The 15,149-nt window shown below is 67.3% G+C and carries 13 protein-coding genes; 7 read left to right on the top strand and 6 right to left on the bottom strand.

Annotation, left to right across the window (positions count from 1 at the left end; translation table 11 throughout):
• The first annotated feature begins 63 nt into the window (after nt 1-63).
• The 4 genes from JE033_RS05685 to groL all read left to right on the top strand — a co-directional run bounded on the left by JE033_RS05685 (nt 64) and on the right by groL (nt 4,691).
• Complete coding sequence (locus JE033_RS05685; RefSeq protein WP_200330015.1) at nt 64-1,134, top strand: iron ABC transporter permease; 1,071 nt, start codon at nt 64-66, stop codon at nt 1,132-1,134.
• Nucleotides 1,131-1,943, top strand: a complete 813-nt coding sequence (locus JE033_RS05680) for a heme ABC transporter ATP-binding protein (RefSeq protein WP_200330013.1) — start codon at nt 1,131-1,133, stop codon at nt 1,941-1,943. The genes JE033_RS05685 and JE033_RS05680 overlap by 4 nt, the downstream gene beginning before the upstream one ends.
• Nucleotides 1,944-2,040: 97 nt before the next feature.
• Nucleotides 2,041-2,883, top strand: a complete 843-nt coding sequence (locus JE033_RS05675; protein WP_200330011.1) for a LytR C-terminal domain-containing protein — start codon at nt 2,041-2,043, stop codon at nt 2,881-2,883.
• 185 nt (nt 2,884-3,068) lie between these two features.
• Nucleotides 3,069-4,691 (top strand): chaperonin GroEL, encoded by a 1,623-nt coding sequence (gene groL / locus JE033_RS05670; RefSeq protein WP_090146809.1) that lies wholly within the window; start codon nt 3,069-3,071, stop codon nt 4,689-4,691.
• A 491-nt stretch (nt 4,692-5,182) separates the two neighbouring features.
• On the opposite strand, the gene JE033_RS05665 is transcribed toward groL, so the two are convergent.
• Genes JE033_RS05665 through JE033_RS05645 form a run of 5 tightly spaced genes read right to left on the bottom strand, consistent with a single transcriptional unit; the run spans nt 5,183 to nt 10,069 of the window.
• Nucleotides 5,183-6,679: a HAMP domain-containing sensor histidine kinase gene (locus JE033_RS05665; RefSeq protein WP_090146813.1), complete on the bottom strand. Its 1,497-nt coding sequence runs from the start codon at nt 6,677-6,679 to the stop codon at nt 5,183-5,185.
• 1 nt (nt 6,680) lies between these two features.
• Nucleotides 6,681-7,382 (bottom strand): response regulator transcription factor, encoded by a 702-nt coding sequence (locus tag JE033_RS05660; protein WP_010156155.1) that lies wholly within the window; start codon nt 7,380-7,382, stop codon nt 6,681-6,683.
• 22 nt (nt 7,383-7,404) lie between these two features.
• Nucleotides 7,405-8,346: a carbohydrate kinase gene (locus tag JE033_RS05655; protein ID WP_370567904.1), complete on the bottom strand. Its 942-nt coding sequence runs from the start codon at nt 8,344-8,346 to the stop codon at nt 7,405-7,407.
• Nucleotides 8,343-9,113 carry an SDR family oxidoreductase gene (locus JE033_RS05650; protein ID WP_200330009.1) on the bottom strand — a complete coding sequence of 257 codons (771 nt, stop codon included), beginning with the start codon at nt 9,111-9,113 and terminating at the stop codon, nt 8,343-8,345. Before JE033_RS05650 ends, JE033_RS05655 begins: the two co-directional genes overlap by 4 nt.
• A complete protein-coding gene (locus tag JE033_RS05645; RefSeq protein WP_200330007.1) occupies nt 9,110-10,069 on the bottom strand; it encodes a sugar-binding transcriptional regulator in 960 nt (319 codons plus the stop codon). The genes JE033_RS05650 and JE033_RS05645 overlap by 4 nt, the downstream gene beginning before the upstream one ends.
• Nucleotides 10,070-10,248: 179 nt before the next feature.
• On the opposite strand from JE033_RS05645, the gene JE033_RS05640 reads away from it, so the two are divergent.
• From JE033_RS05640 to JE033_RS05630, 3 genes are all read left to right on the top strand, one after another.
• Nucleotides 10,249-11,853 carry a sugar ABC transporter ATP-binding protein gene (locus tag JE033_RS05640; RefSeq protein WP_090146822.1) on the top strand — a complete coding sequence of 535 codons (1,605 nt, stop codon included), beginning with the start codon at nt 10,249-10,251 and terminating at the stop codon, nt 11,851-11,853.
• Nucleotide 11,854: 1 nt separating this feature from the next.
• Nucleotides 11,855-12,868: an ABC transporter permease gene (locus JE033_RS05635; protein WP_090146824.1), complete on the top strand. Its 1,014-nt coding sequence runs from the start codon at nt 11,855-11,857 to the stop codon at nt 12,866-12,868.
• Nucleotides 12,869-12,950: 82 nt separating this feature from the next.
• Nucleotides 12,951-14,024: a substrate-binding domain-containing protein gene (locus JE033_RS05630; RefSeq protein ID WP_090146826.1), complete on the top strand. Its 1,074-nt coding sequence runs from the start codon at nt 12,951-12,953 to the stop codon at nt 14,022-14,024.
• A gap of 55 nt (nt 14,025-14,079) precedes the next feature.
• On the opposite strand, the gene JE033_RS05625 is transcribed toward JE033_RS05630, so the two are convergent.
• The gene (locus JE033_RS05625; RefSeq protein ID WP_200330004.1) at nt 14,080-15,027 is read right to left on the bottom strand and encodes a sugar-binding transcriptional regulator; all 948 of its coding nucleotides are present in this window, start codon (nt 15,025-15,027) and stop codon (nt 14,080-14,082) included.
• Nucleotides 15,028-15,149: the final 122 nt, after the last annotated feature.

Raw genomic sequence — 15,149 nt, 5'->3', positions numbered from 1 at the left:
TGATCGTGCCGGCCCCGGGGCCCCGGGTCGCAGCGGTACTCACCAGCGCAGAGAAAGCATCACGTGACGAACGCCACACCGAGTACCCTCGGCCGCCGCAGTGCAGGCCGCGGTGCCATCGTCATCACCGCTGCCGTGATCCTGGTGATCGTCGGCATCATCCTCTCGGCAGGGCTCGGTCAGCTCTCGATCGGGCCGACAGAGGTCGTCGGGTCGGTGCTGCGACGGATCGGCATCGCCAACTCCTGGGCTCCCACCGACGAGCTGCTGGACCGTACGCTGTGGCAGATCCGCTTCCCGCGCGTCATGATGTCCTTGCTCGTCGGCGCCGCACTGGCGGTCGCCGGCGCCGTCATGCAGGCGATCTTCGGGAACCCGCTCGCCGAGCCCGGTGTGGTCGGCGTCTCGTCAGGTGCGGCGCTCGGCGCATCGGCGTCGATCACGCTCGGCATCACCGCGTTCGGCGGGTGGACGATCGCGATCTTCGCCTTCCTCGGCGGCCTCGCAGCGACGTTCATCGTGTACCTGACGGCACGCGCGCAGGGTCGCACCGAGATCGTCACGCTGCTGCTCACCGGCGTTGCCATCAACGCGTTCGCCGGTGCAGGCCTCGCGCTGTTCACCTTCATCGGAGACACCGCCAGTCGCGAGCAGATCGTCTTCTGGCAGCTCGGCTCGCTCAACGGATCCAGGTGGAACGAAGTCGGTATCGTGGCGGTCGTCGCCGCGGTCGCCGCCTGCATCGCGATCCTGTTCGCCCAGCAATACGATCTCCTCTCGCTCGGGGACCGCACTGCAGCGCACCTCGGGGTGCGTGTCGAGCGACTGCGCATCGTGTCGATCGTGCTCGTCGCGCTGCTGACCGGCGTCGGCGTGGCCTTCGTCGGCGTCATCTCGTTCGTCGGCCTCGTCGTGCCCCACCTCATGCGCATGATCCTCGGTCCCGCGCACCGCCTGCTGCTCATCTGCTCACTGCTGGGCGGAGCCGTGCTGCTGATCTACGCCGATCTCCTGGCACGCACACTGGTCGACGGCGCGGATCTGCCCATCGGCATGCTGACATCGCTCGTCGGCGGTCCGTTCTTCTTCTGGCTCATCCGTCGCAACCGTCGTCGCTCGGGAGGCTGGGCATGAATGTCGAGGAGCCCGCCGTCTCGCAGCAAGCCGGCGCAGTCGCCCAGCAGGTGGACGGCGTGAGCTATCACGTCGGTTCCGTCCCGATCTTGACCGACGTCACGATGGCGGTGCGATACGGCGAAGTGCTCGCCCTCGTCGGCCCGAACGGTGCCGGGAAGTCGACCCTGCTCAGCGTGCTCTCTGGCGACATCGTTCCGTCGAGCGGTTCGGTGGCTCTCGACGGGCGGGGTCTCGGAAGCTGGCCGGCCCGCGACCTCGCACGTGCCCGCGCGGTACTGCTGCAGGCCAATCAGGTCGCGTTCTCGTTCACCGCTCAGCAGGTGATCGACATGGGGCGCGCACCCTGGATCGGGACACCGGACGCAGACGATGACGAACGAGCCATTCGCGATGCGACGACCGCGGCCGACGTCGGGCATCTGACCCAGCGCGGATTTCCGCATCTCTCCGGCGGTGAGAAAGCGCGAGTCTCTCTGGCGCGCGTGCTCGCCCAGGAGACACGGATCGTGCTCCTGGATGAGCCGACCGCAGCCCTCGACCTGAAGCACCAGGAGGCGGTGCTGCAGATCGCACGGGGGCTCGCCGAACGCGGCAGAGCCGTCATCGTCGTGCTGCACGATCTGTCGCTCGCCGGGGCGTACGCCGACGAAGTCGCCATCCTCGCCAATGGCGCGCTCGTCGCCCGCGGCGCCCCGGGGGAGGTGCTCACCGAAGCCCGCATCGCCGAGGTGTACGGGGCCCCCGTGCGCGTACTGCAGGATCCCGACACCGGGAGACCGATCGTCATTCCGCGACGAGAACGCTGATCCTGTCACCGTTCTGGCAGGTCTGCCACGGTAGTGTGGCAGAATCTCGCAGTGCGCAAGTTCTGCTGCATATCGGCGACATCTGAAGGGGTACCGCGTGGCGCGACCGACCGAAGCAGGGACGAAGAGTCCCTCGGCCCGTCAGTCATACCCCGAGGATCGATTCGACCGCGTGCATCACACGGGTCGGATCGGAGCGCACCGCGTCACCGCGCGCCCACGATACGTCTGGCAGTACCTGATCGCCGGTCTGCTCGGGTTCGCCCTGCTCACGACCGCCGGCATCCTCGCCGTGCAGAGCATCGGCGCCACCGGCAAGCTGCCGCTCGCCTCCTCCGGGGACTCCTCCGGTTCAGCGGCGCCGACCGTCAAGGCAGAGCTCGATCCCGAGGCGACGATCGCGATCCTCAATGGAACCCCGACGGAGAATCTCGCGGCGGCGCTCGACGCGATCGTCACGACCGAGCAGTGGGGCAAGATTCAGTTCTCGGGGAGCGCGGAGACGACCGATGTCGCGATCTCCGCCGTGTTCTACTCGAACCCCGACGATGCCGCCGCCGCCGCCGGCCTCGCCGAGAAGCTGGGCGGCGTCTCGACGTACACGTCGACCGAGTACGAATCGTACGGAGTGCGTCTGGTCGTGCTTCTGGGCGCGGACTACAAGGGACCGGGCCTCGAAGAGGCCGCTGAGATCACCGACGGCTCCGCCGATAACGCGACCGATGCCGATGCCGATGCCGACGGTGCACCGGAACCCGAGACGAATCCCGAGACGGGTCTGCAGATCAACCCGACGACGGGTCTCGACATCGACCCGGCGACCGGATGGGACATCGACCCGACGACGGGCTTCCCGATCGATCCGGCGACCGGTCTGCCCACCGACCCGGCGACGATCCCGCCGAGCGACCCCGCAGTGGGCGGCTCGATCTCGGGCTGACCTGCGGGGCGGGGACCATTCCCGCGTTGTTCGCTGCGCGCGAGCAGACACGCTTGCACTCGCCCGGTCAGAGTGCCAAAATGAGTGTTAGCAGTCGATCCGACTGAGTGCTAAACATTCGTGCGACGGCGCTATGCGTCGGCACGATGCTCACCACATCGAAACACCTCCGGAGGGGCAAATACATGGCAAAGATCATTGCGTTTAACGAGGAAGCGCGTCGTGGACTCGAGCGGGGTCTCAACACGCTCGCTGACGCTGTGAAGGTGACGCTCGGCCCCCGCGGCCGCAACGTCGTGCTGGAGAAGAAGTGGGGCGCCCCCACGATCACCAACGACGGCGTCTCCATCGCCAAGGAGATCGAACTCGACGATCCCTACGAGCGCATCGGCGCCGAGCTCGTCAAGGAGGTCGCGAAGAAGACCGACGACGTCGCAGGCGACGGCACGACGACCGCTACCGTGCTCGCACAGGCACTCGTGCGCGAGGGTCTGCGCAACGTCTCGGCCGGCAGCGATCCGATCGCGATCAAGAAGGGCATCGAGAAGGCCGTCGCGGCAGTGTCGGCCAAGCTCCTCGAGAACGCTCAGGAGATCGAGACCACCGACCAGATCGCGGCTACCGCATCGATCTCGGCAGCTGACGAGCAGATCGGTCAGCTCATCGCCGAGGCCATCGACAAGGTGGGCAAGGAAGGCGTCGTCACCGTCGAGGAGTCGAACACCTTCGGCACCGAGCTGGAACTCACCGAGGGCATGCGCTTCGACAAGGGCTACCTGTCTGCGTACTTCGTCACCGACACCGATCGCCAGGAAGCCGTGTTCGAGGATCCCTACATCCTCATCGTGAACAGCAAGGTCTCGAACATCAAGGACCTGCTCCCCGTCGTCGATCCGGTGATCCAGTCGGGCAAGCAGCTGCTCATCCTCGCCGAGGACGTCGAGGGCGAAGCTCTCGCAACCCTCGTGCTCAACAAGATCCGCGGCATCTTCAAGTCGGCGGCCGTCAAGGCTCCGGGCTTCGGCGATCGCCGCAAGGCGATGCTGCAGGACATCGCGATCCTCACCGGCGGCCAGGTCATCTCGGAAGAGGTCGGCCTCAAGCTCGAGAACGCGACCCTCGACATGCTGGGTACCGCTCGCAAGGTCATCATCACCAAGGACGAGACCACCATCGTCCAGGGCGGCGGCGACGACGAAGCCATTCAGGGTCGCGTCACGCAGATCCGTCGCGAGATCGAGAACACCGACAGCGACTACGATCGCGAGAAGCTGCAGGAGCGCCTCGCGAAGCTCGCGGGCGGCGTCGCCGTCATCAAGGCGGGCGCTGCGACCGAGGTCGAGCTCAAGGAGCGCAAGCACCGCATCGAAGACGCAGTGCGCAACGCGAAGGCTGCAGTCGACGAGGGCGTGCTCCCCGGCGGTGGCGTCGCGCTCATCCAGGCCGGCAAGGACGTCTTCGAGGGCCTCGAGCTCTCGGGTGACGAGGCTGTCGGCGCGAAGATCGTGCAGACCGCTATCGAGGCGCCGCTGCGTCAGATCGCGCTCAACGCAGGTCTCGAGCCGGGTGTTGTGGCGGATCGCGTCGCGAACCTGCCGATCGGTCACGGCCTGAACGCCGCAACCGGCGAGTACGGCGACCTGGTGGCCCAGGGCATCCTGGACCCGGCGAAGGTCACCCGCTCGGCACTGCAGAACGCAGCGTCGATCGCAGGGCTCTTCCTCACCACCGAGGCCGTCGTCGCCGACAAGCCGGAGCCGGCATCCGCCGCTCCCGCCGGCGATCCGACCGGTGGCATGGACTTCTAAGTCCTCAGCCTCCAACAGAGATACCCGAACAGGGGTCGCGTCTTCGGACGCGGCCCCTGTTCGCGTGTCGCGGGGGTCCGGTCACCAGCGGACGCATCTTGAAATCGCGCACTGCGCCACACGGAATCCACTGCGCGAGCGCAACAGAGATGTTGGGTGCGGCGATCGCTGCGCCACGGGGTCGGCACCGCGCAGGGCGTCATTCGCTCACAGGTGCTGTGGCTCTCGGTCATTTCGCCGTATTGCTTGCAGACGCGCTCCTCGAACGGGAGACCGATGCAGACAGCGACCACGATGGAGCTATGAGCATACGGACCGAACGTCATCGCGCCGGCGGTCCTGGGCAGAGCGGAGCCGGTACGGAGGATACGCTCCGCACCACTCGGGATCCATTGCTGGACGCGCGGCTGCTCGAGGCGCACGGCCGTAAGAGGCGGGCGACCGCACTAGGCGCACGTGGAAGCACCCGCGGCTGCGAGCGCGGAAGCGGGTCAGGTGAGACGCGGTACCGGGACCGTGTCGTCGGAGGCCTCCGCGCTTGGCAGATCGACCCGGAAGGTCGCCCCGCCGCCGGGCGTCTCATGCACGCTGACCGTGCCGCCGTGCGCGTCGACGATGGACTTCACGATGGCGAGGCCCAGGCCGGAACCGCCGGTCTCACGATTGCGGGAGGTGTCCGCGCGCCAGAAGCGGCCGAAGATCTTGTCCCGGATCTGCTCAGGAACGCCCTCGCCGTGGTCGACGATCTCGAAACGCGTGAACGACTTCGCACCGGGCGCAGGTTCGGGGCTGGAGACGACGAGCTCGATCGGGCCGCCGTCCGGTGTGTGCCGCATGGCATTGCCGAGCAGGTTGGTCATGAGCTGCCGCACCTTGTGCTCGTCACCGATGACCGCGGGCTCCGCGGGATCCGTGATCACGGCGACCTCGCGGTCAGGCGCTTGTGCCCGCGCATCGAGCGCCGCGTCGGTGGCGAGCTTGTTGAGCGGAAGCGTCGCAAGCGCGAGCGGCCGCCGTTCATCGAGGCGGGCGAGCGCCAGCAGATCCTCGACGAGCGAGGTCATGCGGATCGCCTCTTTCTCGATGCGCTCCATCGCCTGGGCGACGTTCTCCTCCTCCTGCAACGCACCCATCCGATAGAGCTCGGCGTACCCGCGCACCGAGACGAGCGGGGTGCGGAGTTCGTGGCTCGCATCCCCGATGAACCGGCGCATGCGCTCGATCGTGCGCGCCTGGTCTTCCAGTGACCCGTCGAGACGATCGAGCATGATGTTCAGCGACTGGCCCAGGTGCCCCACCTCGGTATGGGGACTCGAGATCATGATGCGCTTGGAATAATCGCCGCGTGCGATCTCGAGCGCCGTGCGCTCGACCTCCGCGAGTGGAAGGAAGGTGGCAGTGACGAGCAGTCGGGTGAGTGCGGCGCCGAGCAGGATGACGGCGATGCCGAACCCGGTGAAGATGATGATGTACTGCGCAACCGTCTGGGTGACCGGTGCCGTGGAAGAGGCGATGAGCAGCGTGCCAGCAGCCTGCCCCTCCTGATAGATCGGTTTGACGATCGCGTTCCATTTGACGCCGTCGGCAGCGCGCAGTCCGACGAGTGCGGACTCGTACTGCGACATGACGTCGTCGAGCGTGATGCCCGTGACCTGGGGCAGCGTTTTTCGATCTTGATCTCGCGTGTTGTCGCGAATCACGTTGCCGTCGGCGTCGAGCAACGCGACGTAGTACCCGCTGGGCGCCTGCGTAATGTCTTCGGGCGTCAGTCCGTTGAAGTTCGCGTAGGGGCGCAGCGCCGGCGTCGGATTCTCGCGGAGGCGTTCGAGCGCCTGCGTCTGATTCGCAGTGAGCATGGGGTGGAGCACAGCGAGGGTGCCGACGCCCGCCACGATGAGCCCGAGGAACAGGATGAAGACCGTGACGCCGGTGATCTTCGCCCGCAGCGAGACGTCGGCCCAACGCTCCGACCAGTTGGGCCGAGCCACGCTACTTGACTTCGGTCTTCAGCATGTACCCGAAGCCGCGCTTCGTCTGGATCAGCGACTCTTCGGTCAGCGGATCGAGCTTGCGTCGCAGGTACGAGATGTAGGACTCGACGATGCCGGCATCGCCGTTGAAGTCGTACTCCCAGACGTGGTCGAGGATCTGAGCCTTCGAGAGCACTCGGTTCGCGTTCTGCATGAGGTAGCGGAGCAGCTTGAACTCGGTGGGGGAGAGCTCGACCGACGCGCCCTGCACGGTCACTTCGTGCGTGTCCTGATCCATCGTGATGGGGCCGACGCTGAGCACCGAATCCTCGTCTTCCTGGATCGTGCGGCGCAGCACGGCCTTGATGCGGGCGATGATCTCGTCGAGGCTGAATGGCTTCGTGACGTAGTCGTCGCCGCCGACCGTGAGGCCTTCGACCTTGTCCTCCGTGTCATCCTTTGCGGTGAGGAAGATGATCGGCGCGGTGTAGCCCGCGGATCGCAGGCGCTTGGTCACGCTGAAGCCGTTCATGTCGGGCAGCATCACGTCGAGCACGATGAGGTCGGGTTCCTCCTCGAGCACCGCTGAGATCGTCTGCGCGCCGTTGCCGACCGCGCGAACGCCGAACCCGGCGAAGCGGAGGCTCGTGCTGAGCAGCTCGCGGATGCTGGGCTCGTCATCGACGATGAGAATCCGGGGTCCTTTTGGCTGAGTGTTCATGCACCCAGTCTCTGATGGTTTGCTATGAAGTGGCTGGAAATGTGGCGGGCTCTGCATGCGCCTCGCCTGCGAGTTCGCGCGTCCACGGCGGATTGGCACCAGCGCGAGAGGCGGTGATGCCCGCCGCTCGTGCGGCGAACTGCAGCGCGTGCTCGACGTCGTGCGGTGCGGGCGGATCACCCGCGAGCAGGGAAGCGGCGAGCGGACCGTCGAGCACGGCCGCGAGGAGCGCGGCCATGAACGAATCGCCTGCGCCGACCGTGTCGACCACCGCCACTCGATCCGCGGGGGCAGCGGCGCGGCTGTCGGCGAACCGTGCGATGCAACCGGCCGCACCACGCGTGACGACGGCGAGGGACGCGCCGAGAGCGACCATGCGTGCGAGCACTGCATCGAGGTCCTGCCCGGGGTAGAGCCATTCCGCATCTTCATCACTCATCTTCACGATGTGGCTCCGCGCGGCGAGGCCCTCGACCTGGTCGAGCGTCGCGCCGTGATCCTTCATGAGATCGGGGCGGATGTTCGGGTCGTAGCTGCGCAGCCGCGATCCTGGATCGTCGAATGCGGCCGCGACGGTGGCAGCGCCGGGTGTCAGCACCGCGCCGAGCGAGCCCGTGTGCACGAGGCCGATGCCGTCGAGCGGAGTCGTCGGGAGTTCCGAGTCGAGCACGAAGCGGTACTGCGCCTGCCCGGTGGCGTCGAGCGTCACCTCGGCACGAGAGGTCTCCGCGCCTGGTACGGGCTCGGCGAACGAGACGTCGGAGGCGCGCAGATGATCGGCGATCTGCGCGCCGTGCGCGTCGTCGCCGAACCGGGTGGCCAGCGTCGTGGCAACGCCGAGCCGGCTCAGGCCGACGGCGACGTTCAGAGGCGAACCCCCGGGAAACGCGGCGCCGTCGATGACGTCGACGAGCGCCTCGCCGAAGACGAGCGCGCGCGGCGCCCCGGTCGTCGCGTGCTTCACAGCGCGGTGTATCCGCCGTCGATGACGATCGACTGGGCGGTGAGGTAGGAGGACGCGTCGGATGCGAGGTAGGCGACGAGCCCATGCAGGTCACTGGGGTCGCCCATGCGGCCGATCGGAATGCGCGACGTCCACTCGGCGGCGAGCTCCGGGTTGCTCTCGGTGAACTGCTTCGTCATGTCGGAGAGGAAGTAGCCCGGGGAGATGGCGTTGACGCGAATACCTGCAGCGGCCCACTCCACGGCGAGCGACTTCGTGAGGTGGTCCACGGCGGCCTTCGACGTGTTGTACGCCGTCTGCTGCTGCGGCACGTTGACGATCTTCGCGGACATCGACGAGACGAGGATCGCAGAGCCCGCGAGTCCCTCGGCCAGGACCCGTCGCGCGAACTCCTGGGCCACGAAGAAGGTTCCGTCGACGTTGATCGACTGCACTCGGCGCCACTGTGCCGGGTCGATATCGACGGCGGCTTCGAGCAGGGTGATGCCGGCGGCCGTGAGCAGAATCTGGGGGGTGCCGACGGCAGCGCCGATCCGGTCGAACGCCGCGCTGATCTGCTCGGGGTCGGTGACGTCGGTGTGGATGCCGACTGCCTGCACGCCGAATCGCTCGCCGAGAGCGACAGCCGTCGCGTCGACGTCGGGGAGCACATCGAGCAGTGCGACATTCGCACCCTGCCCCGCGAGCGCCTCCGCGAGCGAGTAGCCGAGGCCGCGTCCGCCGCCGGTGACGACAGCTGTGCGGCCCTGCAGGTCTTCGAACTTCATGAATCGCTCCTTCGGTGCGGGTCGGTACGTGAGGCATCTGCGAGCAGTGCCTGGGCGGTGCTCGCATCGCATGCGAGCGAGTGGATGAGCCCGCTGCGGAGCGCCGCGCGCACCGCAACGAATTTCAGCGGCCCGCCGGCGACGGCGAGCACATGGGGGACGTTGCGGAGCCCCGGGGCGTCGATGCCGACGCTCCGTCCCACAGCATTCTCGACTACCGCACCGTCGATGTCGAGCAGTACGGCGCCGAGGTCGGCGCGCACGCCGGTGTCGAGGAGCGATTCGCGGATCCCGAGCTGCCCCGCGAGCATCGAGACCTGCGAATCCTCCGGATTCCAACTTCCGATGCCGACGACCGCGGTGGTGACCTCTGAGAATCGGGCGAACGTCTCGCGAGCAGCGGGCTCGTCGCGGAGCAGCTCGGCGGTCTCGTCACTGCGTGTCAGGAGCGGAGCGAGCAGCGCGTGCGGGGTGCCGCCGGATACCCTCGCGGCGTGCCGCACGAGTTCGACGCCGCTCTCCTGCAAACCTGCGGCGACGCCCTCCAACTGGACGACATCGACGGGCGGGAGCGACTGGAACGCCATCACCATCTGGCGCAAGGTGCGGCCTGCGGCCAGGCCGAGCACCTCGCCGGGCGTCATCACCTCTTCGACGAGTCGCGCCGCGGCGGTACCGAGACGCCGCTTCAACGTGTCCTCCGCGCCACCGGGTGCGTGTACAACAATTGCGTGTCGAAGTTGGAAGGCTGCGCGCAACTGAGCGGAGAGCCCGAGGTCGAGTTCGTCGGGTGAAGCGATCTCGAATCGCACGATTCCCCGTTCGCGCGCTTGCTCGAGCAGGCGCGCGACGGCAAACCGGGAAATTCCGAGCTCATCTGCGATTTCTATGCGAGACAAGCCATCGAGATAGTGCCGCGTTGCGACGAGGGCCATGCGGCGTTCGACCTCGCTCATGGGGCTCCTCCATCGGATTGGCGCAGTGGGACACAGAGACTGTAGCATCGCTCAAATGTGCGGGCATGTTTCTCAGATGTTACAACTCATGGTAAAAACCTATACGGGCCTCGAACGAAGCGCCCACATGCCGGGACGACGAGGAACCTCCGCTCGCCGTGGAGAGGGGTGAATGCAACATGAGTAACCAGCAGGCACACACGCGCGACTCCGCGCAGCACGTGCCGGCCACCGGGACGCTGCTCGAATGCACGAACATCGTCAAGGGCTTCGGAGGGATCCCCGTGCTCAGGGGAATCTCATTGAGCCTCGAGGCGGGAACCATCACCGCGCTCGCGGGCGAGAACGGCGCAGGCAAGTCCACGCTGATGAAGATCGCATCGGGTCAGTACCGCCCGGACGGCGGCACCGTCGAGGTCCAGGGCACCCCGCTTCCCGCGGGCAACGCTCAAGCGGCGCACCGACTCGGCGTCGCCATCGTGCCGCAGGAGCTCGCGTCGATCCTCGAGCTCACCGTGTACGAGAACCTCTTCATCGGACGCGAGCTGCGCGGACCGCTGGGGCTTCGCCGTGGCGCGATGATCGAGCAGGCCCGCGAGCAGCTCGCGGTCTTCGGGCTCACGATCGATCCGCGCAAGCGCATGGGCGACCTCGCCGTCGGCATCCGTCAGATCATCGAGATCGTCAAAGCCACCAACACCGGCGCGAACGTGATCCTGCTCGACGAGCCGTCGAGCGCGATCTCGGAGCGGGAGGTCGGCCGACTGCTCGAGGTCATGGGGCTGCTGCGCGACCGCGGCGTCGCGCTGCTGTTCACGACGCACAAGATGGAGGAGATTCGGGCCATCGCCGACCGCGTGATCGTGCTCCGCGACGGTGAGCTCGTCGAAGACCAGGCGCTCGCGAACCTGACCGACGACGACATTGTGACGGCGATGATCGGACGAGAGCTCGAAGACCTCTTCCCAGAGCGCGGTGTGCCGAGCGCTGACGTCGTGCTCGAGCTGGACGCGCTGCAGGTCACCGGCGCGAACGCCCCCATCTCGCTGCAGGTGCGCCGCGGCGAGATCGTCGGATTGGCCGGTTTGGTCGGCGCCGGACGCACGGAGCTCATGGAGACCGTGTTCGGCGTCCGCAAGTCGGAGAGCGGCGAGGTCAGGGTCCGCGGATCGCGCGTGAAGCCGGGCGAGCCAGCAGCCGCCATCACAGCGAAGATGGCGCTCGTGCCGGAGGATCGCAAGGGCTCGGGCGCTGTGCTCCCGATGTCGGTGCTCGACAACGGCACTCTGCCGGGCCTCGGCCAATTCTCCATCGCAGGGTTCCTGCGTCAGCGCGCTCGTCGCGAGCGGGTCGGCGAGGTCATGGATTCGGTGCGACTGCGCAGCCGCGATCTCGACCAGTCGCTCGAGACGCTCTCCGGCGGCAATCAGCAGAAGGTGGTGCTGGCCCGCTGGCTCACCGGGGATGTCGACGTGCTGCTGCTCGACGAGCCGACGCGCGGCGTCGACGTCGGAGCGCGAAGCGAGATCTACCGCATCATCGTCGAATTGGCCGCCAGCGGCATGGCCGTGCTCATGGCGTCGAGCGATATGCCCGAGATCCTCAGCCTCTCCCACCGTGCACTCGTGCTGCGAGAGGGTGCGGTGGCCGGTGAGCTCACCGCAGCCGACCTCTCCCGCGCCGAGGTGCAGGACCGAATCTTCCGCCTCGCCAGCGGACTCGAAGCCACGGAAGCGGACGCGGCTGCCGCTGAACCCGCAGACGCTCCTCGAAAGGACGCATGACATGTCGAATCCGACACAGACCGAAGTGATGCGGACGGTGTCCGAGAGCGGCGATCTCCGCCGCTTCTCGGGGCCCTGGTTCCGCGAACTGGCCATCCGCTACGCGATGGTCATCGTGATGCTGCTCATCATCGCCTTCTTCCTGTACCGCAGCGCGCGCTTCGGCACGGTGGACAATGTGACGACGATTCTGGTCGCGGCGGCGCCCTTCGCGCTGATCGCGCTCGGGCAGACGCTGGTGATCCTCACCGGCGGGATCGACCTGTCGGTCGGCAGCGTCATCGCCTTGAGCGCCATGGCCGCCGCCGTCGCGGCGAAGGAGATGCCCGACCAGATCTGGCTCGCGCCGATCGTCGCCGTGGCCGTCGGTTTCGCCGCGGGTTCGGTGAACGGCTTCGTCGTCTCGGTCATGAAGGTGCCGCCGTTCATCGCGACGCTCGGCATGCTCACGCTGGCCAGCGGCCTCGCCTTCGTGCTGGGCGACGGTGCGCCGATCAACGGTCTGCCCACCGAGTACGGTCAGTTCGCGAACACGCGCGTCTTCGGGCTCACCGTTCCCGTGATCCTCATGATCCTCATGATCATCGGATTCGGGCTGATGATGCGCCGCACCAGCTACGGCCTGCGCGTCTACGCAGTGGGCGGCAACCCGCTCGCCGCGCAGATCGCCGGCGTGAAGACCGGCCGGGTGCTCTACAGCGTGTACGCCATCAGCGGCGCGCTCGCCGGCCTCTCCGGCATCATGCTCTCCTCCCGCGTGATCAGCGGGTCGCCCAACCTCGGCCAGGGCTACGAACTCGACGCCATCGCCGCAGTCGTGATCGGCGGGGCGAGCCTCATGGGTGGCCGCGGCACCGTCTGGGGCACCGCGCTCGGCCTGCTGCTCATTCAGACCCTGAACAACGGTCTCGACATTCTGACCGTCCCCGCCTACTGGCAGGACGTGATCAAGGGCGTGCTGATCGTCGCCGCAGTCGCGGTCGACGTGTGGGCCAGCAAACGTCGACGATCTTGACCGTCGCCGCTCCCACGGGCGCGGCGAGATCCCCCAGTGCACGACTCTCCCCTCATCACTCACCATCGAAATGGAGTACCCCATGAAGTTCACCTCCCGAATGAACCGCGGATTCGCGGTTGCCGTGGCCGGCGCGGCAGTGCTGTCGCTCGCGGCTTGCGGTGCCGGCGATCCTGCAGCGCAGCAGGGCGCCGATGACAGCGGCAAGGAACGCGTCACCGTCGGCGTGAGCGTCTACGACATGTCCTCCTTCATCACCGAAGGCAAGGAAGGCATCGACCGCTACGCGGAAGACAACAACATCGAGATCCTGTGGAACGTCGCGAAGATGGACGTCTCGACGCAGGCGACCCAGGTCGATCAGTTCATCCAGGCCGGCGTGGACGCGATCATGGTCGTCCCCGTTCAGGCGGATACGCTGCAGCCGCAGGTGACCGCGGCGAGCGAGGCGGGGATCCCCTTCCTCGACGTCAATGCGACACTGAACAATGACGAGGTCGCCGGGAGCGTGCAGCCCGACGACGTCGCCGCTGGCGCGCAGGAAGCACAGATGATGATGGACGAGCTCGGAGGCAAGGGCAACGTCGTCATCCTGCAGGGCCCGCTGGGCGGCTCGGGCGAGATCAACCGCGGCGCCGGCATCGACCAGGTGCTCGAGGAGAACCCCGATGTGAGCGTGCTCGCGAAGGACACCGCGAACTGGAGCCGCGACGAGGCCGTCAACAAGATGAAGAACTGGATCTCCGCCTTCGGCGATGAGATCGACGGCGTCATCTCGCAGAACGACGACATGGGTCTCGGCGCCAAGCAGGCGCTGCGCGAGGCAGGCATGGACGACATTCCGGTCGTCGGCATCGACGGCATCGAGGATGGTCTCAACGCTGTGAAGAACGGCGACTTCATCGGCACCTCGCTGCAGAACGGCACGGTCCAGCTCGCGACCGGCGTTGCGGTGGCTGCTGCGATCGCACGCGATGAGGATGTCGACAACAACCTCGTCTACACCATGCCCCCCATCACGCAGGACAACGTCGAGGATGCTCTCGATCACGTCGTCAACGATCGCCCGGCCTTCCTCGACGGGCTGAGCGAACTGATCGCCGAGAACCTCAAGACCGGCGATATCGCGTACGAGGGTCTGCCCGGCCAGGAGTAGTCGGCGATCGAGCGGCGGCGGTTTCCTCCCGGGCAGGGGTGGAAGCCGCCGCCGTTCAGGTTGTGCGCGGCCCGGAGAGCAGCGACAGCGCCGAGGCGCGGTCGGTGATGAGGGTCGTCACGAACCCGGCGAGCAGCACGGCCCGGAGCGCGGCGTGCTTCTCGGCTCCACCCGCGACGACGACGATCTCGGGGATCGCGCGCAACTGATCGAAGGGGATCGCAATGGTGCGAGTATCGAGGGCCGAAACCCGGCCGCCCGAACCGTCGAAGAGCGACGCCGCGACGTCGGCGCGCACACCGCTCGCGATCAGACCGCCCGCATCGTCGTCGGAGATCGAATCCGCGAGCTGGGAGACGATGGGGCTCCAGCTGCCGACCGCGAGCACGGCGCGCGTCACCTCTCCCATGCGCGCCAGCGTCTCGGCGACGCCGGGCTGGCGGCAGAGCATGGCTGCGGCTTCGGCGTCGGACGCCACGAGCGGAACGTACAGCGATGCGGGCTCGCCTCCCGATATCGCACTGACGGTGCGCACCAGATCTCCAGCCGTTTCACCTGGAGGGCCCGCGAGCCCGGTCAGCTGGACGACATCGCACTGCGGGAGCGCGCGGAGGTGCTCGGGAATCGCGGCGAGCGTTCGACCGCTCGCGAACCCCAGCACCTCTCCGGCTTGGACCTGCGTCTCGAGGTACTCGGCTGCGGCGCGGCCGAGAGCGGCGCGGAGCGCGCGCGGGTCGGCGTCGGCGTCGGGCATCGTGACGCACCGGACGTCGCGGAGCCCGTACCGTCGGCGCAGTTCGGCGACGTCGTCGCGGCTGAGCGCTTGCGGTGCGCCGACGCTGATGCGCAGCACGCCGAGGTCGCGGGCCTCGGCGATGAGCCGGGCGACGCGGAAGCGGGACATGCCGGTTCGCGCGGCCAGCTCCACCATCGGAACGTCGTTGATGAAGTGCTCTCGGGCGACGTGCGCCATCTCGACCAGCCTGTTGGGACCGGGTTCCATGGTCGTCTCCTCTCGATGGGTCATCATCTCACACCGGATGATTCCGGGGCGCGCACTGCGTCGAGCCGGAAGTCGCTTCGCATCGCGCAAGACGATAGAATAAATGCAACAAATGAGAGATC

This window comes from Leucobacter sp. L43 (genome assembly GCF_016597785.1).
Lineage (GTDB): Bacteria > Actinomycetota > Actinomycetes > Actinomycetales > Microbacteriaceae > Leucobacter > Leucobacter alluvii.
The sequence above is the reverse complement of the archived record's forward strand: the minus strand, read 5'-3'. Positions and strand labels throughout refer to the sequence as shown.

Excerpts from the sequence above, each read along its gene's own strand:
- JE033_RS05660 (WP_010156155.1), bottom strand. The coding sequence starts at position 7,382 with ATGAACACTCAGCCAAAAGGACCCCGGATTCTCATCGTCGATGACGAG.
- JE033_RS05635 (WP_090146824.1), top strand. The coding sequence starts at position 11,855 with ATGTCGAATCCGACACAGACCGAAGTGATGCGGACGGTGTCCGAGAGC.
- JE033_RS05645 (WP_200330007.1), bottom strand. The coding sequence starts at position 10,069 with ATGAGCGAGGTCGAACGCCGCATGGCCCTCGTCGCAACGCGGCACTAT.
- JE033_RS05680 (WP_200330013.1), top strand. The coding sequence starts at position 1,131 with ATGAATGTCGAGGAGCCCGCCGTCTCGCAGCAAGCCGGCGCAGTCGCC.
- JE033_RS05625 (WP_200330004.1), bottom strand. The coding sequence starts at position 15,027 with ATGGAACCCGGTCCCAACAGGCTGGTCGAGATGGCGCACGTCGCCCGA.
- groL (WP_090146809.1), top strand. The coding sequence starts at position 3,069 with ATGGCAAAGATCATTGCGTTTAACGAGGAAGCGCGTCGTGGACTCGAG.
- JE033_RS05650 (WP_200330009.1), bottom strand. The coding sequence starts at position 9,113 with ATGAAGTTCGAAGACCTGCAGGGCCGCACAGCTGTCGTCACCGGCGGC.
- JE033_RS05640 (WP_090146822.1), top strand. The coding sequence starts at position 10,249 with ATGAGTAACCAGCAGGCACACACGCGCGACTCCGCGCAGCACGTGCCG.
- JE033_RS05630 (WP_090146826.1), top strand. The coding sequence starts at position 12,951 with ATGAAGTTCACCTCCCGAATGAACCGCGGATTCGCGGTTGCCGTGGCC.